This is a genomic window from Caballeronia sp. ATUFL_F2_KS9A (genome assembly GCF_023630765.1).
Lineage (GTDB): Bacteria > Pseudomonadota > Gammaproteobacteria > Burkholderiales > Burkholderiaceae > Caballeronia > Caballeronia zhejiangensis.
In genome coordinates this window covers 199,854-220,747 of the sequence record NZ_JALQEK010000001.1, presented here as the reverse complement: position 1 = coordinate 220,747, position 20,894 = coordinate 199,854, and the positions used below count along the sequence as shown (strand labels likewise).

General features: G+C 62.5%; 19 protein-coding genes. 7 read left to right on the top strand and 12 right to left on the bottom strand.

From position 1 onward, the window contains the following. Positions 1 to 249 precede the first annotated feature (249 nt). From ilvA to queF, 3 genes are read left to right on the top strand one after another with little or no spacing between them, the layout of a single operon-like run. The gene (ilvA, locus tag NCS67_RS01100) at positions 250 to 1,773 is read left to right on the top strand and encodes a threonine ammonia-lyase, biosynthetic (protein WP_008351636.1); all 1,524 of its coding nucleotides are present in this window, start codon (positions 250 to 252) and stop codon (positions 1,771 to 1,773) included. A 6-nt stretch (positions 1,774 to 1,779) separates the two neighbouring features. After that, positions 1,780 to 2,691: a 5'-nucleotidase gene (locus NCS67_RS01095; RefSeq protein ID WP_008351638.1), complete on the top strand. Its 912-nt coding sequence runs from the start codon at positions 1,780 to 1,782 to the stop codon at positions 2,689 to 2,691. After that, positions 2,688 to 3,512, top strand: coding sequence for an NADPH-dependent 7-cyano-7-deazaguanine reductase QueF (gene queF, locus NCS67_RS01090; protein WP_034470572.1), 825 nt, complete (start codon positions 2,688 to 2,690; stop codon positions 3,510 to 3,512). The genes NCS67_RS01095 and queF overlap by 4 nt, the downstream gene beginning before the upstream one ends. Positions 3,513 to 3,568: 56 nt before the next feature. Here the strand turns inward: queF and NCS67_RS01085 are convergent, their stop codons facing one another. The 3 genes from NCS67_RS01085 to NCS67_RS01075 are packed head-to-tail and all read right to left on the bottom strand — an operon-like array spanning position 3,569 to position 6,358. After that, the gene (locus NCS67_RS01085) at positions 3,569 to 3,949 is read right to left on the bottom strand and encodes a RidA family protein (RefSeq protein ID WP_008351642.1); all 381 of its coding nucleotides are present in this window, start codon (positions 3,947 to 3,949) and stop codon (positions 3,569 to 3,571) included. 34 nt (positions 3,950 to 3,983) lie between these two features. Then, positions 3,984 to 5,468 carry an N-acyl-D-amino-acid deacylase family protein gene (locus tag NCS67_RS01080; RefSeq protein ID WP_250433637.1) on the bottom strand — a complete coding sequence of 495 codons (1,485 nt, stop codon included), beginning with the start codon at positions 5,466 to 5,468 and terminating at the stop codon, positions 3,984 to 3,986. Between the two features lie 2 nt (positions 5,469 to 5,470). Next, on the bottom strand, positions 5,471 to 6,358 hold the full coding sequence (locus NCS67_RS01075; RefSeq protein ID WP_250433635.1) for a MurR/RpiR family transcriptional regulator: 888 nt from the start codon (positions 6,356 to 6,358) through the stop codon (positions 5,471 to 5,473). Between the two features lie 134 nt (positions 6,359 to 6,492). On the opposite strand from NCS67_RS01075, the gene NCS67_RS01070 reads away from it, so the two are divergent. Next, positions 6,493 to 7,767, top strand: coding sequence for an amino acid deaminase (locus NCS67_RS01070; protein ID WP_250433633.1), 1,275 nt, complete (start codon positions 6,493 to 6,495; stop codon positions 7,765 to 7,767). Here NCS67_RS01070 and NCS67_RS01065 read toward each other — a convergent pair. Then, positions 7,764 to 8,234 (bottom strand): MarR family winged helix-turn-helix transcriptional regulator, encoded by a 471-nt coding sequence (locus tag NCS67_RS01065; RefSeq protein WP_008351651.1) that lies wholly within the window; start codon positions 8,232 to 8,234, stop codon positions 7,764 to 7,766. The genes NCS67_RS01070 and NCS67_RS01065 overlap by 4 nt on opposite strands. Before the next feature lie 12 nt (positions 8,235 to 8,246). Next, positions 8,247 to 9,842, bottom strand: a complete 1,596-nt coding sequence (locus NCS67_RS01060) for an MFS transporter (protein ID WP_250433631.1) — start codon at positions 9,840 to 9,842, stop codon at positions 8,247 to 8,249. A gap of 105 nt (positions 9,843 to 9,947) precedes the next feature. Between NCS67_RS01060 and NCS67_RS01055 the strand changes: the two genes are divergently transcribed. Beyond that, the gene (locus NCS67_RS01055; protein ID WP_008351653.1) at positions 9,948 to 10,796 is read left to right on the top strand and encodes an EcsC family protein; all 849 of its coding nucleotides are present in this window, start codon (positions 9,948 to 9,950) and stop codon (positions 10,794 to 10,796) included. On the opposite strand, the gene NCS67_RS01050 is transcribed toward NCS67_RS01055, so the two are convergent. From NCS67_RS01050 to NCS67_RS01040, 3 genes are all read right to left on the bottom strand, one after another. Further along, positions 10,766 to 11,710 (bottom strand): alpha/beta hydrolase, encoded by a 945-nt coding sequence (locus NCS67_RS01050; RefSeq protein WP_250433629.1) that lies wholly within the window; start codon positions 11,708 to 11,710, stop codon positions 10,766 to 10,768. The two genes, NCS67_RS01055 and NCS67_RS01050, sit on opposite strands and share 31 nt — an antisense overlap. 12 nt (positions 11,711 to 11,722) lie before the next feature. After that, a complete protein-coding gene (locus tag NCS67_RS01045; RefSeq protein WP_250433905.1) occupies positions 11,723 to 12,169 on the bottom strand; it encodes a CHRD domain-containing protein in 447 nt (148 codons plus the stop codon). A 180-nt stretch (positions 12,170 to 12,349) separates the two neighbouring features. Next, positions 12,350 to 13,513, bottom strand: a complete 1,164-nt coding sequence (locus tag NCS67_RS01040; protein WP_175979781.1) for a porin — start codon at positions 13,511 to 13,513, stop codon at positions 12,350 to 12,352. Between the two features lie 440 nt (positions 13,514 to 13,953). Here NCS67_RS01040 and NCS67_RS01035 point away from each other — a divergent pair, with 440 nt between their 5' ends. Beyond that, complete coding sequence (locus NCS67_RS01035) at positions 13,954 to 14,889, top strand: LysR family transcriptional regulator (RefSeq protein ID WP_250433627.1); 936 nt, start codon at positions 13,954 to 13,956, stop codon at positions 14,887 to 14,889. Here NCS67_RS01035 and NCS67_RS01030 read toward each other — a convergent pair. Further along, on the bottom strand, positions 14,835 to 18,059 hold the full coding sequence (locus NCS67_RS01030; protein ID WP_350029124.1) for an ATP-binding protein: 3,225 nt from the start codon (positions 18,057 to 18,059) through the stop codon (positions 14,835 to 14,837). The two genes, NCS67_RS01035 and NCS67_RS01030, sit on opposite strands and share 55 nt — an antisense overlap. A 90-nt stretch (positions 18,060 to 18,149) precedes the next feature. Between NCS67_RS01030 and NCS67_RS01025 the strand changes: the two genes are divergently transcribed. After that, on the top strand, positions 18,150 to 18,317 hold the full coding sequence (locus NCS67_RS01025) for a hypothetical protein (RefSeq protein ID WP_250433626.1): 168 nt from the start codon (positions 18,150 to 18,152) through the stop codon (positions 18,315 to 18,317). Positions 18,318 to 18,451: 134 nt separating this feature from the next. On the opposite strand, the gene NCS67_RS01020 is transcribed toward NCS67_RS01025, so the two are convergent. The 3 genes from NCS67_RS01020 to NCS67_RS01010 form a co-directional block, all read right to left on the bottom strand. Further along, positions 18,452 to 19,102, bottom strand: coding sequence for a response regulator (locus NCS67_RS01020; protein ID WP_008351659.1), 651 nt, complete (start codon positions 19,100 to 19,102; stop codon positions 18,452 to 18,454). A 59-nt stretch (positions 19,103 to 19,161) separates the two neighbouring features. Next, entirely contained in the window at positions 19,162 to 19,842 is a 681-nt protein-coding gene (locus tag NCS67_RS01015) for a response regulator (protein ID WP_033536541.1), read from the bottom strand. A 125-nt stretch (positions 19,843 to 19,967) separates the two neighbouring features. Then, complete coding sequence (locus NCS67_RS01010; RefSeq protein WP_033536542.1) at positions 19,968 to 20,615, bottom strand: response regulator; 648 nt, start codon at positions 20,613 to 20,615, stop codon at positions 19,968 to 19,970. Between the last annotated feature and the right edge of the window lie 279 nt (positions 20,616 to 20,894).

The window sequence follows — 20,894 nt, the reverse complement described above, 5'->3', positions numbered from 1 at the left end:
TCCTGATTGCTGATTCGTAAAAGGAAATTCTAACCCATCGGGCAAACGCGCGTTTGCGGGCGCTAGCAGCGAGAAGGGGCTTTTGCGTGCGGATTCGCGACGCGTTCATGTCATTTTCGACGCTTTTTTACACGACCGTCCGGACGGTCGAAGCACACGGCGCGCCCGGAACGCGCGCGGATGGCGCTATCATTGATGCTTTCGCTCTCAAAAACCTGCGCGCATCGCGGCCGCCTGACGATTTCTCGCATGACACATCCCGACTACCTGAAAAAAGTGCTGACCGCGCGCGTGTACGACGTCGCGCGTGAAAGCGAGCTCGAACCCGCGCGCAACCTGTCCGCGCGCCTGCGCAACTCCGTGTTCCTCAAGCGCGAGGACAATCAGCCGGTTTTCTCGTTCAAGATTCGGGGCGCCTATAACAAGATGGCGCAGCTCCCGGCAGACGTGCTCGCACGCGGCGTGATTACGGCGTCGGCGGGCAACCACGCGCAGGGCGTGGCGCTGTCGGCGGCGCGGCTCGGCTGCCGCGCGGTGATCGCCGTGCCGACGACCACGCCTCAAGTGAAGATCGACGCGATTCGCGCGCACGGCGGACCGACGGTCGAAATCGTGCTCGCGGGCGAGTCGTACAGCGACGCCTACGCGCGCGCCGTGCAGCTTCAGGAAGAGCGCGGCCTGACCTTCGTGCATCCGTTCGACGATCCGGACGTGATCGCCGGACAAGGCACGGTGGCGATGGAAATCCTGCGCCAGCATCAGGGTCCGATCCACGCGATCTTCTGCCCGATCGGCGGCGGCGGGCTGGCTGCGGGCGTCGCGGCGTACATCAAGGCGGTGCGCCCGGAGATCAAGGTGATCGGCGTGCAGACCGAGGATTCCTGCGCGATGGCGCAGTCGATCAAGGCGGGCGAGCGCGTGACGCTCTCCGAAGTCGGCCTGTTTTCGGACGGCACGGCGGTGAAGCTCGTCGGCGAGGAAACGTTCCGGCTGTGCAACGAGTTGCTCGATGAAGTCATCACCGTCGATACCGATGCCCTTTGCGCCGCGATCAAGGATGTCTTCCAGGACACGCGGAGCGTGCTCGAACCCGCCGGCTCGCTCGCGGTCGCGGGCGCGAAGCTGTACGCGGAGCGCGAGGGCATCGAGGGCAAGACGCTCATCGCGGTGACGTCGGGCGCGAACATGAACTTCGACCGCATGCGCTTCGTCGCGGAGCGCGCGGAAGTCGGCGAGGCGCGCGAGGCCGTGTTCGCCGTGACGATTCCCGAAGAGCGCGGCAGCTTCCGGCGCTTCTGCGAGCTCGTCGGCACACGCAGCGTGACCGAGTTCAATTACCGCATCGCCGATGAAAGAGCCGCGCATATCTTCGTCGGCGTGCAGATCAAGTCGCGCAAGGAAACCGCGCAGATGATGTCGTCGTTCATCGAGCATGGTTTCGCGACCGTCGACCTTTCGCACGATGAGCTCTCGAAGCAGCACATTCGCTACATGGTCGGCGGACATTCGCCGCTCGCGCGCGACGAACGTCTGTTGCGCTTCGAGTTTCCGGAACGTCCGGGCGCGCTGATGAAGTTCCTTTCGTCGATGGCGCCCGACTGGAACATCAGCCTGTTCCATTACCGGAATCAGGGCGCGGATTACAGCTCGATTCTCGTCGGCATTCAGGTGCCGCAGTCGGACAACGCGGAGTTCGAGCGCTTCCTCGCGACGCTCGGCTATCCGTGGTGGGACGAAGGCGCGAATCCGGTCTACAAGCTGTTTCTGGCGTAAATCGAAATGCCGAAGTTCACGCTCGAAGACAAGCTCGTCGTCGCGATTTCGTCGCGCGCGCTGTTCGATTTCGAGGAAGAGAACCGCGTCTTCGAGACCGGCGATCTCGCGCAATACGAAGCGCTGCAACGCTCGCGGCTCGACACGCCCGCGAAACCCGGCGTCGCGTTCGGGCTGATCCGCAAGCTGCTCGCGCTGAACGCGGATGAACAGCGCGTCGAAGTGGTGATCCTGTCGCGCAGCGATCCGATCAGCGGGCTGCGCGCGTTTCATTCGTGCCGCGAACACGGACTTGCGATCGAGCGCGGCGTGTTCACGCGCGGCCGTTCGCCGTTTGCGTATCTGAAACCGTTGCGGGCGTCGCTGTTTCTATCGGCGAATCCGGACGATGTGCGCGACGCGCTCGCCGCCGGTTTTCCCGCCGCGCGCGTGCTGCCGGAAACGCCGCGCGCCGCGAGCCGTTACGCGGACGAAATCCGCATCGCGTTCGATGGCGACGCCGTGCTCTTTTCCGACGAAGCCGAGCGCGTGTTTCAAAGCGATGGTTTGCATGCGTTCGTCGGGCATGAATTGGACAAACGCGAGTCGCCGCTGCCGGACGGTCCGCTTAAGCCGCTGCTCGCCGCGCTCAACAAATTGCAGCGCATCGCCGACGATCACGACGATCAGCCGATGCACATCCGCACGGCGCTCGTCACCGCGCGGTCCGCGCCGGCGCACGAGCGCGCGATCCGCACGCTGATGGCGTGGAACATCGAAATCGACGAAGCGATGTTTCTCGGCGGACTCGACAAGGGAGAATTCCTGCGCGAATTCGAACCCGACTTTTTCTTCGACGATCAAATTCGCCACTGCGAATCGGCTCGCGTCGTCACCGCGACGGGGCACGTTCTCAGCGGCATAGCGAACGCATCATGACACCCGATCAATCTCCGCTCGGCAAGCCCGTCCATTACACCGAACAGTACGATGCGTCGCTGCTGTTTCCGATCGACCGCAAGCGCGCGCGCGATGCGATCGCCGTGCCCGCGCGTCTGCCGTTCTTCGGCACGGATATCTGGAACGCGTATGAGTTGTCGTGGCTGAACAAGCGCGGCAAGCCGCAGATCGCGGTCGCGACGTTCTTCGTGCCGGCGGATTCGCCGAACATCGTGGAATCGAAGTCGTTCAAGCTGTATCTCGGCTCGTTCGCGCAGACGCAATTCGATTCGATCGACGACGTGCGCGCGGCAATCAAGCGCGATGTGTCCGCCGTTTGCGGCGCGACGGTTTCGGTGCAACTCGCCGCGCCGGCCGATTTCGGCAAGCTCACGATGGAAGAGTTCGATGGTTTGTCGCTCGACCGGCTCGATCTCGATTGCGATGTTTTCTCGCCGGATCCTTCGTTATTGAAGGCCGCGCACGATGAAGCGCCCGTCGACGAGACGTTGTTTTCGAACCTGTTGAAATCGAATTGCCCGGTTACGGGACAGCCGGACTGGGGCAGCGTGCAGATCCGCTATTACGGCGGGCAGATCGATCACGCGGGATTGCTGCGGTATATCGTGTCTTACCGCGAACATACGGGGTTTCATGAGCAATGCGTCGAGCGCATCTTCATGGACATCATGCGGGAGTGCAAAACGGAACGGCTCGCGGTGTATGCGCGTTATACGAGGCGCGGCGGGCTGGATATCAATCCGTTCAGAACGAATTTCAACTTGCCGATGCCGGATAATGCGCGGCTGGCGCGGCAGTGAATAACGACGCGGCTCTGCTTCACAGGAATCAGAGCCGCGATCGCATGTTCGCCTTCTTACGCCTTCTTATAAGCCACGCAATCCACCTCGACCTTGCAGTCGATCACCATCGACGACACCACGCAAGCCCGCGCCGGCGGATTCGCGCCGAAGTACTCCTTGAACACCTTGTTGAACGACGCGAAATCGCGCGGATCGTCCAGCCACACGCCGCAGCGCACGACGTGCTCGGTGCCGTAACCCGCCTCCTTCAGAATCGCGATGACGTTCTGAATCGCCTTGTGCGATTGCTCGACGATGCCGCCGTTGATCACTTCGCCATCTTCCATCGGCGTCTGGCCCGACACGAACAGCCAGCCATCGGCCTCGACCGCGCGTGCGAACGGCATATGCGCGCCGCCTTGTCCCTTGCCACCTTCCACGCCATAACGCTTCATCTTTCAGACTCCTTTTCCTGACTCGAATCAGTGCTCAAAACGCGCCGGCCGCATCCAGCTTGGATGCGGAACCGCGCGCCACGAAACGTCCCGCTCGCGCGCCGGTCACGGCCTGCTCGCGATACGTCAAAACGCCATTCACCCACACCGCGTCGATGCCGTCCGCCGCCTGCTGCGGATTCGCGAACGTCGCCGAATCGATCACGCGCTCCGGATCGAACACGACCAGATCCGCGTGATAGCCGACCTTCACTTCGCCGCGCTCCGCGATGCTGAAACGCCGCGCCGACAGGCTCGTCATCTTGCGCACGGCTTCTTCGAGCGTCAGCACGCCTTCGTCGCGCGCATAGTGGCCGAGCACGCGCGGAAACGCGCCCCACAAACGCGGATGCGGCAGCGGATCGTTCGGCAAACCGTCCGAACCGACCATCGTCGCGGGATGCGAAAGAATGCGCCGCACGTCGTCTTCCGACATGTTGTGATACACCGCGCCCGCCGGCTGCAAGCGCTTCGCCGCTTCCTGCTGCGTCACCTTCCATTCGTCGGCGACTTCGCGGATCAGCTTGCCGGCCATCTCCGGATGCGGCGTCGACCAGGTGATCGTGATGTCGATATCGCCCGTCACCTGCTTCAAGTCCAGCGTCGATGAACTGCGGTTATACGGATAACAATCGCATCCGACCGGCTGCCCGTCGCGCGTCGCTTCGATCGACTTGAGCACTTCCGCGCTGCGTCCCCAGTTCGACGGCCCCGCGCACTTCAGATGCGAAATCACCACCGGCACGCGTGCATGACGCCCGACGCGATACGCCTCGTCCATCGCGTCGAGAATGGCGTCGAACTCGGTTCGCATGTGCGTCGTGTAGAGCGCGCCCGCTTTCGCGAGCGGCTCGGCGAGCGCCTGCACTTCCTCGGGCGGCGCGCTGAACGCCGAGCCATACGCCAATCCGCTCGACAATCCGAGCGCGCCGTTATCCAGCGCTTCTTCGAGCTGCGCGCGCATCGCGGCGACTTCATCGGCGGACGCGCCGCGATCCAGCCGGTCCATATGATTGTTGCGCAGCGCCGTATGGCCGATGAGCGCGCCGACATTCACCGTCGGGCGCGCGGCATTCACGGCAGCGACGTAAGACGCGAAAGTCGGGTACGCGAACGCGGCGGCGTCACCGAGCAGGTTCATCGGATCGGGCGGATCGCCCTTCAGCGTCACCGGCGACGCGCTGATCCCGCAATTGCCGACGATCACCGTCGTCACGCCCTGCGTGATCTTCGGCATCATCTGCGGCGAGCGGATCACGTGCGTGTCGTCGTGCGTGTGGACGTCGATGAAACCGGGCGCGAGCACTTTGCCTTGCGCGTCGAACACGTCGTCGGCGCTCCAGTCCGCGAGACCGCCCGGCGCCTCGATCGCAACGATGCGTCCGTCGCGCGCGGCGACATCGCGTTCGACGGCGGGCGCGCCCGTGCCGTCGATCACGCGCGCGCCGACGATCAGCGTGTCGGCCTTCAACGATTCCATGATCAGTCTCCCAAAGGTTGACGCTCGCCGCCGCCGCGATGCGAATCGAGCGCGTGCTTCATGCGGCGCAACAGTTCGCGGCTGTGATCGGCCTGCTTGACGGCCAGTTCGGTGACGAGCAAATCGAGCGCCATCATCATCGCGTAACGCGACGACGAGGGCTTGTAGATGAAATCCGTTTCGATCGCGATGACCGGAATCAGCCAGTCCGCGAGCGCGCCGAGCGGCGATGCGGGCGCGGTCAGCGCGATCAGGCGCGCGCCGTACTGCTTCGCCAGCGCGCAGCTTTCGACGATCTCGGGCGTCTGCCCCGTCACCGAAAGCGCGACGACCACATGTTCCTTCGATAACGTCGACGCCACCATGCGCTGCAACAGCCCGTCCTGATACGACGCGACCGGCCGCCCGAGCCGCACGAGGCGAAAGCGCATTTCGTCGGCGAGCGCCGTGGAGCCGCCGCCCATGCCGAACACGTAGATCATCGACGCGGCCGCGAGCGCATCCGCGGCTTCGGCGATCGGCGCGGCGGCGAGCGCGCCCTGATTCTGCGCGAGCGTCGCCTGCACTTCCTCGAAGATGCGCGCGGCGAGCGAATCGGGCACGGCGTCCGCGTCGCGCCGGAAGAAACGCTGTCCGACGCCCGCCGCCTGCGCGAGCCGCAGCTTCAGTTCGCGCACGTCCTCGCAACCGACGGCTTTCGCGAAACGCGTCACCGTCGCGACGCTGACCTCGGCCTTGTCCGCCAGCGCGCCGATGCTCGCGCGCGACGCGCTCACGATGTCGTCGAGAATCAGCGCGGCGACCTTGCGCTCGGCCCCGCGCAACTCGGGCGCCCGCTCCGCGATGCGTGCGACGATGTCGAAACTGAGCGTGTCGGCGTGGCCGTTCATGGTTTACGATGAGCCCGTGTTACTAAATAACATTTCCTTCCCGGATGCTACTTTGGTTAACATGGCACCGTCAACCTTGACGCACATCGCACTGCGCGCGGGGTTTATTTAAACGGACGATGGAGTGGCAGCACATGAAAGTTACAAACTATCAGAACGCGACGATCGACCCGTTCGGCAAGGGCCTCGGCATGGTGCCCGGCACGGGCATCCAATTGAACGACGCGTCGCGCCTGCAATGGAATCTGCTCGAAGAGGACGTGAGCCTGCCCGCCGCCGTCCTCTATTCGGATCGCATCGAACACAATCTGAAGTGGATGCAGGATTTTGTCGGCGAATACGGCGTGAAGCTCGCGCCGCACGGCAAGACGACGATGGCGCCGCAACTTTTCCGCCGTCAGCTCGACACCGGCGCGTGGGGCATTACGCTCGCGACCGCGCATCAGGTGCGCGCGGCGTATCGCGGCGGCGTGCATCGCGTCCTGATGGCGAATCAGCTCGTCGGCAAACGCAACATGGGCATGATCGCCGAATTGCTCACGGACGCGAGTTTCGAGTTCTTCTGTCTCGTCGATTCAGCCGATGGCGTCGATCAGCTCGGCGAATTTTTCAGCTCGGTGCGCAAGAAGCTGAACGTGCTGATCGAACTCGGGGTGCCGGGCGGACGCACCGGCGTGCGCGATGACGCGCAGCGCGATGCCGTGCTCGCCGCGATCGCGCGCTGGAACGGCACGATCGAACTCGCGGGCATCGAGTTGTATGAAGGCGTGCTGCAGGACGAAACCAAGGTGCGCGAGTTTCTGAAGAGCGCGGTCGATGTCACGCGCAAGCTGATCGGCGAAGGCAAGATCGCGCGCAAGCCGGCGATTCTGTCGGGCGCGGGATCGGCGTGGTACGACGTCGTCGCCGACGAGTTCGCGAAGGCCAACAGCGATGCGATCGAGGTCGTCCTGCGGCCGGGCTGCTATCTGACGCACGACGTCGGCATCTACAAGAAAGCGCAGAACGAGATTTTCGCGCGCAATCCTATCGCGAAGAAGATGGGCCAAGGTCTGAAGCCGGCGCTGCAACTATGGGCGTACGTGCAGTCGATTCCGGAACCGGACCGCGCGATCATCGGTCTGGGCAAGCGCGATTCCGCGTTCGATGCGGGCATGCCGGAGCCGGCGAAGCATTATCGTCCGGGCAACGAAGCGCCGCGTGACGTATCGCCCGACGAAGGCTGGGAGACTTTCGGCCTGATGGATCAGCACGCGTACTTGCGCATCAAGCCGGGCGACGACGTGAAAGTCGGCGACATGATCGCGTTCGATATCTCGCATCCGTGCCTGACGTTCGACAAGTGGCGTCAGATTCTGGTCGTCGACCCGAAGTATCGCGTCACCGAAGTGATCGAAACGTTCTTCTAAGCCTTTTCTTCTAGCGCGGCCGCCGATGCGGCATTCGCGGCCGCCACTTCCTGAAGGCGTCCCTCGAACATGTGCAGCGCGCTCGACAAGGCCTCGATGGCCTCGTCGGGCAGCGAAGCCATCGTGTCGTGAAGGAACGCATTGCGTCGCGGCAAACCATCTTCCGCGATGGCGCGTCCTTGCGCCGTCAGCGCGACATTCGACACGCGATTGTCGCGTGCATCGACGCTGCGCACGATCCAACCGAGTCCTTCCAGCGTCTTTAGCTGACGCGTCAGCGCGCCCGGGTCCACTTTCAGATGCTCGACGAGCCGCTTCTGCGACAGCACGCCCGCGTGCTCGTGCAACGCGAGCAGAATGCGCCAGCGTGGCATCGGCTGGCCGACGGCCGTCTCGAACGCCGACATGAACGCGCGATATGTGCGCCCGAATTGCTGCACCACGGCGATACGGTCCTGTTCATTCATGCTCTTTCTCTATCATTCGGCGAGGATGACCGGCTCTTGCGGCCCTTTCAGTCGCACCGGCGGAACGCGGCGCGACTGCCACAACGACACCACCGCGATCACCGCCGCGAGCGCGAGACCAATGTGGATCGCGGCGACGAGCGCTTCGCGCGCGGCTTCGAGCAGCATCGCGCCGTTATGCCCCGCCGCGCTCAGTTGCGCAAGCAGCGTCTCCTGACCTTCGCGATTGATGAGGATTTGCGGATCGGAGAGATCAGCGGCCCAATGCATCGCGTGATCTTTTTCCAGCGCGAGATTCACGCCGCTCGCATAGAGATGCGCGACGAGCGTGCCGGTGAGCGCCGTGCCGATCATCCCGCCGATCATGCGCAGCGACTGCAAAAGCGCCGTCGCGATGCCCAGATGCGCGCGGCCCGCGGTCTGTTGCGCGAACACGGTGAGATTCGGCATGACGAAGCCGAGGCCGAGTCCGCCGAGCAGCATGACGACGAGCAGCAGCGAACGCGGCATGTTGTGCGTCGCGACGACGATGCCGAGACACGACACCGCGAGCAGCGCGAAACCGACGTACAGCATCAGATTGGCGTTCTTCAGGCGCGTGACGATGCGCCCGTTCACGATGCTGCCGATCGTGATGAACACGACGAGCGGCGTAATCATCATGCCCGCGTCCTTCGGCGACATGCCGAAGCCGCCCTGGAACAGCAGCGGCGCATAGAAGAGCAGCGAGAACATCGTGAAACCGCCGAGAATCGCGAGCGTGAAGAGCGCGGCGAGCGCCTTGTTGCGAAACATGTCGATGGGCAGGATCGCGTAATCGCAGCGCATTTCCCACTTCCACAGCGCGAAGCCGGCGGCGACGCTCATCGCGAGCAGCGCGACGGATTCCGCGCCGAAGCCGTGTTTCGGCAGCATTTCGACGAACAATTGCAGCGCGCCGAGCGCCACCGCGATCAGCGCGGCGCCCGGCCAGTCGAGGCGCATCTTGCCTTCATGCGCGACGTGCCGCAGATGCGGCAGGAAGCGCCACACGAAAAAGAGCGACACGATGCCCACCGGCAGATTGACGTAGAAGACCGAACGCCAGCCGTAATACTGCGTGAGGAAGCCGCCGAGCGACGGCCCGACCGCGTTCGCGATGCCGAACGCGGAACTCATCAGCACTTGCCAGCGCAGGCGCACGACGTTATCGGGGAAAAGATCGGCGATGCACGCGAACGCCGTGCCGACGAGCATCCCGCCGCCGATGCCTTGCAAGCCGCGCGCGAGCACGAGGAACATCATGCTGTTGGCGAGCCCGCACAGCACGGAGGCGACGGTGAACACGACGATCGACGCGATCACGAACGGCTTGCGGCCGTAGTAATCGCCGAGGCGTCCGAAAATTGGCACGGTGATGACGGAAGTCAGAAGATACGACGTGGCGACCCACGCGTAGAGATCGAAGCCTTTAAGCTCCGCGACGATCGTCGGCAGCGCGGTGCCGACCACAGTCTGATCGAGCGCGACGAGCATCGTGACGAACGAAACGCCCAGCATCGCCATGAGGGATTCGCGAAAAGGCAGCACCTGCCCGCTGGAATGATGCGCGGCTGTATGAACGGCCATCTTTGTAAGCGCAATGATTGACTAGTCAACGGAAATGGAATCATAGCACGGGCGCGCACTCTAATTCTGCGTGTCAACTTACCTTTTCCCGGATAGAACCCTCGCATGGAACCGACGCCGATCATCACCTCGCCGCTTACGACCGAAGATTTCGCGGCCCTTGCCCGCGCGAAGGAATTGCTGGAAAGCCCGTCGCTGACGATGAAGCTGGCGAGTGTCGTCGGCGCGCCCATCGAAAAGCTGATGGGCCGCTTGCCGGCCGCCGCGCAGGAAAAAGTCGACGACGCGACGCAGCTCGCGCTGAAGAAATGCCTTCAGGTCGCGCTGCGCACGCTCGGCAAGAGCGCGCCCTCCGATTCGCTACTCGCGCCGCCGCCCGACAAGCCGCACAACCTGATGCACAAACTCGCCGTCGCGACGACCGGCGCGGCGGGCGGCGCATTCGGACTGTTCGCGTTGCCTGTCGAGTTGCCCGTTACGACGACGCTGATGTTCCGCTCGATCTGCGATATCGCGCGCAGCGAAGGCGAGGACGTGCATCGAGTCGAGGCGCAATTGCAATGCATGATGGTGCTCGGCATGGGCGGCACCAAAACCGACGACGACAACGCCGATCTCGGCTATTTCATCGTGCGCGGCGCGCTTGCGCAGTCGGTCTCGCGCGCGACAAACGAGATCGCCGCCAAGGGTCTGAGCAGTCACGGATCGACGGCGCTGCTCAAGTTCCTGCAGACGGTCGCATCGCGGTTTTCGGTGCAGGTCAGCGAGCAGGTCGCGGCGAAGTCGATTCCGGCGATCGGCGCGGTGCTCGGCGCGATGGTCAACACCGTGTTCATCGACCATTTCCAGCAGATGGCGCATGGGCACTTCACCGTGCGCAGACTCGAGCGTCGATACGGCGCGTCGGCGGTCGAGCGCGCGTATCAGACGATCGAGGTCATGGGCGGGCGATGAGCATTCGTCGCCGCCGCCGTCGATTCGATGAATGCGGCGGCGTGCGCGAGCGCTTCGCGCGCCTCGGGCATGAACGGCGCCCAGATCTGGAAGATGTGCGGCACGCCGCGCCAGATTTCCATTTCGACGCGCACGCCCGCCGCGCGCGCTTTGGCTGCGACGCGGGTGGCGTCGTCGAGGAGCAATTCCGTATCGCCGGCCTGGATGAAGAGCGGCGGCAAGCCTTCGTAATCCCCGAAAACGGGCGACGCGTAAGGATTGCGCGCGTCCGCCGCGCCGAGATAATGCTCGGCCACTTTGGGAAACGCCGACGCGTGATACATCGGGTCGCGGCCGTCGTTGGTTCGCATCGACTCGCCGCTGCACGTCAGATCCGTCCACGGTGAAAACAGCACGGCTGCGGCCGGAAGCGGATCGCCTGCGTCGCGCAGCGAGAGAAGCGTCGCGAGCGCGAGGCCGCCGCCCGCGGAATCGCCCGCGATGACGATCGATTGCGCCGGCACCCCGTTTTCGAGCAACCGACGATAGGCCGCGACGCTATCGTCGAGCGCCGCTGGAAAGCGATGTTCCGGCGCAAGACGATAATCAAGCGAGAAAACGCTGGCATTCGCGCGGATCGCCAATCCGAACGTAATCGCTCGATGACTGCGGGGCGAGCAAAAGTAATAACCGCCGCCGTGCAGATAAAGAATCGTTGCGCGCGGCGTTGTCGGCGGGATGAGCCATTCGCCGCGCAGCGGTGCATCGCCGATTGTCTCGCGGATGTCGAGCCGCCATCCTTTCGGCACGCGCGGCGACCAGAGCCGGCGCGACGCGTAGTCGCGCGCGAGTTCGACGTCGAGCGTGGGATGCGCGCTGTGCGGACGCACGCGTTTCGCTACGACCCAGCACGCGAAGGCGCTTTGCCAACTCATCGTCGCCGAGCGTCAATCGACAGGCACCACCTGACCGCGTATCTCGCCGGTCGGGTTCTCCTGCGTGTGAATATTGAAATACCACTGACCCGCCATGAGATCGGTGACTTGCGGGTCCGTCAGCGTCGCTTGTCCTTTCATCGGGCTCGCGAGCGCTTTCTTGTCGACGGGCACTTGCACCTTCGCGTTCTGCCCGACCGGCGCGGGGCCGTGGAAATGCGCCATCGTCACCGGACCCGATAGCTCCGCATAAGTCGCGGTCCAAGTCAGCACTTTGGTGTCGGTGTCGAAAGTGGCGTCGAGGATGCCGTGGCCTTTGCTCACGCGCGGCGGAACTTCGCTCGAAGGCTGGAGGTTCGCTTTTAGCGCGACGGAGTCGGCGTGAGCGGGGCTCGCGGCGAGCGTCGCGAGCAGCAGAATGGGTATCCAGCGGACATGTGGTCGGCATGTCGAGATCATCATTGCTCTCCTGGTCGCGGTCAGTGCGCGTTTTGCTGGTAGGACCGCATCGCCATGGTAGATCAATTCAAATGCGTGACGCATTTCTCTTCGGTGAAAGCGGGCGCGCCCATGCGAAAAGGGCGCCTCGCGGCGCCCTTCTCTAGCTAGCTACAACAGCTTGGTACTGCTCTGACCGCTTTAGAAGCGGTGACGGATACCCGTCGTCAGGAGAACCTGACGGCTGCTCGAGGAAGCGTCGCCTGCGCCGCTGATAGCAGCGCGCGGGTACACGCCGTCTCCACCGCCGCTCGCGATCTGCACAACGCCTTCAGCATAGATGTCGGTGCGCTTGGACAATGCATAGTCCGTCTGCAAACCGAACTGGTGACGGCGAACGCGCCTGGACTCCTCCAGCGGATCTTCGGTCTTGGCGTACGTGAAGGTGTAAGCCGCACCAACCGACAGTGCCGGGCTAAGTGCGTAGCGGCCGTTGATTTCGTAGTTATTGGTAATCGACGAAGAATCAAGCGCGGCGTTGCTATTGTTGTCGAGGCGGATCTGCGTCCAAACCAGACCGAACGTCATAGCACCGGTCGTGAAACTACCGCCCGCACCGAACGTACGCACGCGTGCTGTGTCTTGATCGGCCGGAGTGAACAGCGTTACCGGAACCTCCGTGATCGCGCCGACGTTGTTCGAGTTGTAACCGTTCGCTTGCGTATATGCCGCGCCGAACTTGAAGGGACCATTCGCATAGCCCGCACCGAGGCTGTATGCACGGTTTGCGGCGAAGCTGCCCGCGGTGTTCGAGAAGCCGTATGCGCCAGCGAACGACAGGCCGGAATAGTTCGCACTCACAAACTTGATGGAGTTGTTAATGCGGAAAGCGTTACCGTCCAGATTGTCCAGATCGCCCGGGTGCGCGAAGTACGTGCCGCCCCACGAGCCGGTCGCGCTCAACGGGCCGAGATAGTCAGCAACAGCGTCGTTCTGACGACCGAGCGTCAGAGTACCCGCTTGCGCCATCGACAGACCGACGTAAGCCTGACGGCCGAACTGGCGACCATCGCTGGTGCCGTTCGCGATGTTGAAACCGTTTTCCAACGTGAAGACGGCTTTCATGCCACCGCCGAGGTCTTCAGCGCCGCGCAAGCCCCAACGGCTGTTCTGCAGATTGCCGCTGGTCACGCCCCACGCGCTTGCCTTTTCGTAGCCTGCGCCGAACGGAGCTTGCACGTTGTTGACGTACGTCAGGCCCGCATCGACCAGACCATACAGCGTGACGCTGCTTTGCGCGCTTGCAGCAGTTGCGAACGAACCGGCCAGAGCGGCGACGGCCGTTACGATCAGAGTCTTTTTCATGTGTATTCCTTTGAGTCTTGAGACTCGATGGGTTGCTTCAGGCCAAACGCCTGTCGAGTTCGGACTCCCGTCTTCGCTCGTCTTGTTCAGCACCGATATTCGGCACGGCAAAGTTTATTGCCCGCTATTTTTGAGAAACCGCCAAAGGAATCACAAAAACCTTTTCGAATAATTCGAAAAGTTCAATTTCGGGATGGGTTAACGCTTAGGCCGCATGGACTTACGCGTCATCCGATTAGCGCCGTGCGAACGCGCCTATGGACACGAGTTGCGTTCATGCCACAGTGGTCGCATTGAGACATTCGTCTCCGATCAGAACACTCCGATTCCCCAGCTTGTCATCGCGCTCTAACATCGCGCACGCGAGGCCGCGCTTTAGCCGCCGGCATTTATCGGCATACTCGAAGCGTTCGAAATGCGCTTCTCACATCGATCGCTCAATGAATCAGCTCCAGGCGATGCGCGTCTTCCTGAAAGTGGCGGAAACCGAATCGTTCGGCCGTGCCGCCAACGCGCTCGATCTATCCAACGCCGTGATAACGCGCTACGTCTCGTTGCTCGAGGCGCATCTCAACACGCGCTTGCTGAACCGCACGACGCGCAGCGTGTCGCTAACCGAGGCCGGTCGCGCCTATGCGGACGGCTGCCGTGCAGTGATCGAACAGATCGAGACGATCGAAGCGTCAGTGGGGAACAGTTCGGTCGATCCTTCGGGCACGCTCAAGCTCGTCGCGTCGGCATCATTCTCATTGCTCGGACTCACGCCAATGCTGCGCGGATTCCGCGAGCGATACCCGAACGTGAAGTTGCGCCTGACGCTGCTGCATCGTCCGGTCGATCTCGTCGCGGAGGGCTTCGACGTCGGCATCGTCGTGCCGCATCTCGTGAACAGCGGCATGCTGATCAACCGCCCGTTGGTGAGAGTCGCGGCGGTGCTCGTCGCCGCACCGGCTTATCTGGCGCAACGCCGCGCGCCCGTCGGGCCGGCATCGCTGGCGTCACATGAGTTTCTCGCGCCGTCTTCGGATATCCATGGATCGACGTGGTCCTTCATCGGACCGTCGGGAGAGACGGAAAGCGTCGAACTCGATCCGGCATACAACGTGAACAGTTCGCACATGTTGCGGCAGGCGGCGCTTTCCGGAATGGGAATCGCGGTGCTCCCGGAGAGCTACGTGGCGCAGGATATCGAGGTGGGTTCGCTCGTGCGACTGCTGCCCGGCCATACGCTCAAGGACGCTGACAAGGAAGTGTCTATCGTCTACCCGGGACGCCGGCACGTTTCGGCCAAGACACGCGCGTTCGTCGATTTCGCGCTCGCCTATTTCCGCGATGGCGAACTCGCCGATGCGAGTCCCTGCACACCTACGGAATAAGAAAGCGCCCGGTCAGAGAATTGCGGCGCCTTGCGCGTGGATACGGTCCACGACTGCTCGCATCGCGCGATCAACGCAAGTCCCTCGCGACGGCGCACGTCGCGCGATTTCACATGCAGATCGCGACGAAACTCCTCCAGCGCGCCGAGCAGCGGCCGATACTGCAACACGCTCGCCGCCCCGACGACGCGATGATGCCAGTCCCGCAGATCATCGACCGTGCCGCGATCGAGCAATTGCCGAAGCGCCACGAGATCCTCGCGGAACGACGACACGAACGCATCCAGCAACGCCTTGACGGTCGCTTCGCTGCCCCATAGTTGCGCCATGGCGCTCAGATCGAGTTCGTCATCGTCGCGGGCCGGTACATCGGTTCGCTGAGCGGAATGTGTAACGGCTTCGGGCGCGGGGTCATTCGTGATCCACCATCGGTTCAGATGCTCCCGCAAGGTAGCGAGCCGGGTCGGCTTCACGAGACAGTGGTCCATGCCCGCCTCACGGCACTTGCGCAATTCGTCGGGCGCCGTGCTCGCCGTGACGCCGAGGATCGGCAAGCGACGCGACGCGCCGGATTCATCCGAACGGATGCGTCGAGCCAGTTCGTAGCCCGTCATGTTCGGCATGTGACAATCGGTAATCAGGAATCCGTATCGGGTGTCAGCGAGGGCAGCGTATGCCTCGGCGCCGTCGTGCACGACATCGCACGCGAAACCCAGCAGGGTAAGCTGATTTCGGATCAGCTCCTGATTCACCGGATGATCTTCGGCGACGAGCACGAGCCTGCCGCTGCGCAGCGCGTCTTCCCGGTCGGGCGCCACCATCTTCGCTTCGTGCGAATGCGTGACGCCCGATGCGACCTGCGGCATGCCTGTCAATGCGGCGACGCAGGCCGCGCCGAGGCCGTGCCATGAAATCGGATTGACGCTCACGCGGATGTCGTCTTCGAGAATGCGGTATCCGGTCGGCTTCGGCTTTTCGGTTACGTGGATCACACGCGAAGCGGATGGCGAAGCGTGCTTGTGCGTATCGCTCAGAAAGACGATCTCGATGTCTTCGAGCAACTCGTGTTCTGATCGCGCGAGTTCGTCGGGCGTGTAGCGCAGCAATTGCAGACCAAGCGCCTCGCCATAGTGCACGAGGGCCGCCGCGACGCGATCGTCGTCGATCGCCACGATGCCTCGCTTGCCGCGCAATCCGTCGATCTGATAATGCAAGGTCTCGACGGGCATCGTGAGACGAACGGTCATTGTCGTGCCGACGCCCAGCGCGCTTTCAAGGCTCATCGCGCCGCCCATCAGCGCGACGAGACGATTGCAGATCGTCAGGCCGGGCCCGGTGCCGCCGAAGCGCCGCGTCGTGGAGGTTTCAGCTTGCACGAACGGCTCGAAGAGGCTTCGCTGCGCGTCCGGAGCGATCCCGATGCCCGTGTCTTTCACGCACAGTTCGATCACCTGCGCCGACTCGGTGTGCTCGACCGCGCGAACGTGCAGCGCGACATCGCCCTTGATCGTGAACTTGATCGCGTTGCTCATCAGATTGAAGAGAACCTGCCTGAGCCGCACGCTGTCGCCCCTGACCGCCGCGGCCACTTCGGGCGCCACGTCGACGCGCACGCGCAGGCCCTTTTCGTGCGCTCTTGCGGCGAGCAGGCCCACCGCACTATCGACGAGTTCGCGCAAATCGATCGGCGTGGACTCGATCGTCAGCCTGCCGGCCTCGATCTTCGAATAGTCGAGGAGATCGTCGAGAATCTGCAGGAGCGCGCTCGCCGAATCCTGAATCATGCCGAGCATTTGCGACTGGTCGGGGTTCAGACGCGTATTTTCGAGCACTTCGACGAGCCCGAGCACGCCGTTCATCGGCGTACGGATTTCATGACTCATCATCGCGAGGAAGTCGTCCTTCGCGCGCGATGCGGCTTCGGCTGCGTCGCGCGCGCGGGCGAGTTCGTCGGCGCGGGCGTGCTCGACACTCGCGTCGGCCCAATAGCCGCTCCAGACCACGGCGCCGTCGTCTTCGCGGTGCGCGACGAGATCCGCGCGAATCCAGCGGTGCACGCCTTCCACCGTCGAACGAAACTCGGTGTGCAGCGGCTCGAGTGTCCGCGCCGAAGTTTCGATTTCCGCGAGAAGCCGGGCGCTGTCTTCGTCGTGGACGTGCGTCAGCGCGTGAATCGGATCGTCGGCCAGAGCGGCGACGTCCAGACCGAGCAACTGACGCGTATCGCCATCGATATAAGGAAGGCTGTACGTGCCGTCGCTCGCGCGGCGCAACTGGAACACGACCGCCGGCAGCGATCGCGTCACGTCGTGAAGACGCCGCTCGGTTTGCCGCGCGCGCGTTTCGGCGTCGCGAATATCGGTGATGTCGATCATCGTGCCGACGACGCCCGCTCGCTCCCCGTTCGACGCATTGAACGCGCCCGTCCAGAAAAGCCCGCAGCGCGAGTGATTGCTGTTGTCGGCAAATTCCGCTTCGACTTCCTGACGTTGACCCGTTTTGAGCGTCGTGCTGGTCAACTCGTGAAGCACGCGGCTGTGCGCGTCTCCCCACGCCGTGACTTCGACGCTCGTGCGTCCGAGAACGTCTCCGCGTCGAACGCCGAGCGCTTCTTCGAAGGCACGATTCACCGCGATGTAGCGATTCTGCATGTCCTTCGCGACGAGGGGATACGGCACCACCTCCATCATGGTCTGCTGGAAACTGAGTTGCGTAGCCAGACGCTGCTCGGTCTCCATGCGCCGTCCCATTTCCTGCTGCAATCGGACGAAAGCGCGCAGCGTCACGAACAAGACGGCTGCGATGCCGATGAGCGCAGGCAGCAAGCGCAACGCGGAGATATGCGTGGTCGCGGATGCCGCCTGCCTGGCGACGGCTTGCGTCTCGGCTTGCCTGAACGCCCGCTTGATCAACAGGTCGAGCGGCTGCAACTCGGAATGCATCGCGTAGTTCAAGGTTCCGGGCGGGCTCGGTGCGACGATCATTTCGATTTCGCCGCGTTGAAACGCCGATGCGGCCGTGGGCCAGTCGTTGAATCGCTTCGGCTCGAACGTGACGCCGAGGGACTGTTCGATTTTGGCGAGCGCGACTTCCGGCGGCTGAAGCGGCTGATCCGGACGACCGCGTGACGCTTCTATCAAGCCGACGGCGATCGGATTCAGCGTGCGCAAATAACCGCGCTCGGGCTCATCGAGTTGGACGCTGGCCGTTGCGTCGTTTGTATTTTTTCGAAGTCCAGAAGTCGGCTGGGAAGCGTAGGCATGCGGGTCGGCCGCATTGCCGAACGATGGCGCGATCAGGCTGAAAAGGAGCAAACAACGCGCGAACAGAAATCTCAATTCGAATCCTTCGGATGCGGGCCGGCGCGGCAAGGACCGTTGCTGCGCCGTCTGAGCAAGATCTCGATGACGCCGATTCACGGCTTTTGACCGCTACGAGTCGCCGCGCTTCGTGCTTGCCTGTCGAGTGCAAATGTCTTGAGTCTGAGCCGCTGCGTATCAGGATCGAATCAGAACCGTCCCAATTTGCTCCTAAACCGGGCATCGGCGACGGCTACACCACTTCAGACCAGGCCGACTTGCTGAAAGTAGGCGACCAGCTCCTCCTCGCTATCGAGTCCCAGCTTGCGCATGCCGGCACGCTTCTGCGTCGCGATCGTCTTGCGGCTTCGTCCGAAGTGCTCAGCGATCTCATGGACCAGAAGACCGCGAGCGTAGAGCTGGAAGACCTCCCATTCGCGTCGGCTCAGTACGCCCACGCGCGCCGGCGATGTCGCGGGCAAATGGCGCACGGCCGCCTCCACGGTTGGGGAGAGGAAACAGCCGCCGGCTTCAGCGACGGATATCGCGTCGTGCAGGCATTCGAGTCCGTCGCGCTTGTCGATCACGCCGTCTACGCCGAGCTGAACGAGCCCGGCCAGCATTCGCGTTTGGCAGATCATCGTGAGCACGATGATCTTCGGCCGCTTTTCCTGCCAGGTCAGACGCCTGAGAAAGGTGATCGAGCTGCTTTCCCCGTCGATACCGCGCATACCGATGTCGGAGAAGATGAAGTCACACGGCGTGGTATCGATTGCTTCGGCAAGTTCCAGCGTGTCGCACGCGGTGGCGACCACGCGCACCGCGCCATCTCGCTCGAGCAGGGTTTGAATACCCTTGATGACGACCGGATGGTCATCCGCAACGATGGCGCGTTTCGGCGTTCTTGTTCTCATTCTGTTATGCGTTCTTGCTGGCCTCAGGGCTTGCGGGGCGTGCGCGCTATGCGATGCGTCTAGATCAAGCCACTGTCCGCGATAAATCGATACAAATCCGCGTCTGTCGATAAATCGAGCTTTCGCATGGCCGCGCATTTTTGGGCGCTGATCGTCTTCACGCTGCGATCGAGTTCCTTCGCGATCTCGGTGACATTCGCGCCGCGTGCATAGCGCTCGATCACTTCCAGTTCGCGGCTCGTGAGCCGCTGACGAATGAAACGCGCGTGGCTTTCGGAATCCGCGAGCGCGAGCGTGCGGCGTATTGCGGGCCCAAGATAGGTTTCATTGGCGATGACCGAAACAATCGCGACGTAGATCAGTTCGAGCCGGTCTTCCTTGCTTAGAAACGCGTGGGCTCCCGCTTCCAGCGCCTGCTTGACGAGCGCGGCGTCGCCACTGCGCGACATGACGACGATCCTGACCTCCGGATACTGGTTCGCCACATGCTGAATCAGCTCGACGCCGTCGCCGTAACGTCCGCCCGGCATGAAATAGTCGATGACGACGACGTCGCACTCGCCGCGAGCAAGCGACTCTTCGAGTTGGGTCGAATTAGCGTGACGACTTACCACCTCTACATTGGGAAAATTCCCAGCGAGTCGCTCGACGGCGAGGATGACGAGAGGATGATCATCCGCTATTGCGAGCCTTATCCGTTTAGCGTGCGAGAACACCTGGTTCCCGTTCCAGAACTCCATTGCCTCAAACCCCTTCTAGTCCTGCGGACCAGAATTCACATCCAAAAAAGAGAAGGTCGATCATCCGGCATCGAAAAATTTAGATACATAAGATGCATCCGAAACCATTTCAGTGCGCCAAAAACTCATCCTAATCCGCGTGCGCGCACAAACGCGAATAACCCGGGATCGTTTCTTACGCCTAGCTTATTCATCGCATCACGTTTCTGACGGCTGATCGTGCGAACATCGCGATCGAGTTCTTTTGCTATTTCGGTAATCGAATGGCCTTTGGCAAACAGGCGGACGACTTCGATCTCTCGCACGGACAGGCGCGGCTCCTCCGGCGAAAATTCGGTCTCCGTGCCCGCTTCCGCAAGCGCCGCGACAAACGAGGCGCTCACGAAACGGCGTCCGACGCTCGCATGCCGCACGGCCGTCACCACGAGTTCGATGGGTTCGGCCTTGTTAACGAGGCTCATCGCGCCGGCATTCAGGATGGAGCGCAAAATCGCGACGTTGCTCACGCTTGTGAGCACGACGATGCAGAGGTCGGGGAAATCCTGGCGTACCTTGCGAATGAGACGGAGGCCGTCATTTGCATCCACGCCCGGCTCGGGCATGGCGAAGTCCGTGACCAGCACATCGCACGGCTTGACCGCGAGTTCTGCCAACAAAGTGCTCGCATTATTCGCCTCGCCGACGACCTCTAATCCGTCTGCGGCGGCGAAGATGGCCTTCATCCCAAGGAGAACGAAAGGATGATCGTCAGCCAGTACTATTCGAAGCTTCAAGAGGCCCCCGGTTATTCTTGGTCTCGGTGAAAATGCTTGTGGGCTGCAACAGCGCGCAACGGATTAATCCACGCGGCACGATTAAGCACGGCTTTCCGATTCGCGTTTACCAGAAACACATAAACCGCAAACCTTCAAAAACCTCAATTAGATGACGACAAGCAAATAAAGATTGCGTTTATTTTCTCGGATAATCGCCTCAAAAATAGAATGTGACCAATTTGCAGGCCATAGGATAAATCCGATTAGACTGCGGAATAGTTGGTGTGCACTTGATGG

Excerpts from the sequence above, each read along its gene's own strand:
- ilvA (WP_008351636.1), top strand. The coding sequence starts at position 250 with ATGACACATCCCGACTACCTGAAAAAAGTGCTGACCGCGCGCGTGTAC.
- NCS67_RS01095 (WP_008351638.1), top strand. The coding sequence starts at position 1,780 with ATGCCGAAGTTCACGCTCGAAGACAAGCTCGTCGTCGCGATTTCGTCG.
- queF (WP_034470572.1), top strand. The coding sequence starts at position 2,688 with ATGACACCCGATCAATCTCCGCTCGGCAAGCCCGTCCATTACACCGAA.
- NCS67_RS01085 (WP_008351642.1), bottom strand. The coding sequence starts at position 3,949 with ATGAAGCGTTATGGCGTGGAAGGTGGCAAGGGACAAGGCGGCGCGCAT.
- NCS67_RS01080 (WP_250433637.1), bottom strand. The coding sequence starts at position 5,468 with ATGGAATCGTTGAAGGCCGACACGCTGATCGTCGGCGCGCGCGTGATC.
- NCS67_RS01075 (WP_250433635.1), bottom strand. The coding sequence starts at position 6,358 with ATGAACGGCCACGCCGACACGCTCAGTTTCGACATCGTCGCACGCATC.
- NCS67_RS01070 (WP_250433633.1), top strand. The coding sequence starts at position 6,493 with ATGAAAGTTACAAACTATCAGAACGCGACGATCGACCCGTTCGGCAAG.
- NCS67_RS01065 (WP_008351651.1), bottom strand. The coding sequence starts at position 8,234 with ATGAATGAACAGGACCGTATCGCCGTGGTGCAGCAATTCGGGCGCACA.
- NCS67_RS01060 (WP_250433631.1), bottom strand. The coding sequence starts at position 9,842 with ATGGCCGTTCATACAGCCGCGCATCATTCCAGCGGGCAGGTGCTGCCT.
- NCS67_RS01055 (WP_008351653.1), top strand. The coding sequence starts at position 9,948 with ATGGAACCGACGCCGATCATCACCTCGCCGCTTACGACCGAAGATTTC.
- NCS67_RS01050 (WP_250433629.1), bottom strand. The coding sequence starts at position 11,710 with ATGAGTTGGCAAAGCGCCTTCGCGTGCTGGGTCGTAGCGAAACGCGTG.
- NCS67_RS01045 (WP_250433905.1), bottom strand. The coding sequence starts at position 12,169 with ATGATCTCGACATGCCGACCACATGTCCGCTGGATACCCATTCTGCTG.
- NCS67_RS01040 (WP_175979781.1), bottom strand. The coding sequence starts at position 13,513 with ATGAAAAAGACTCTGATCGTAACGGCCGTCGCCGCTCTGGCCGGTTCG.
- NCS67_RS01035 (WP_250433627.1), top strand. The coding sequence starts at position 13,954 with ATGAATCAGCTCCAGGCGATGCGCGTCTTCCTGAAAGTGGCGGAAACC.
- NCS67_RS01025 (WP_250433626.1), top strand. The coding sequence starts at position 18,150 with ATGCGGGTCGGCCGCATTGCCGAACGATGGCGCGATCAGGCTGAAAAG.
- NCS67_RS01020 (WP_008351659.1), bottom strand. The coding sequence starts at position 19,102 with ATGAGAACAAGAACGCCGAAACGCGCCATCGTTGCGGATGACCATCCG.
- NCS67_RS01015 (WP_033536541.1), bottom strand. The coding sequence starts at position 19,842 with ATGGAGTTCTGGAACGGGAACCAGGTGTTCTCGCACGCTAAACGGATA.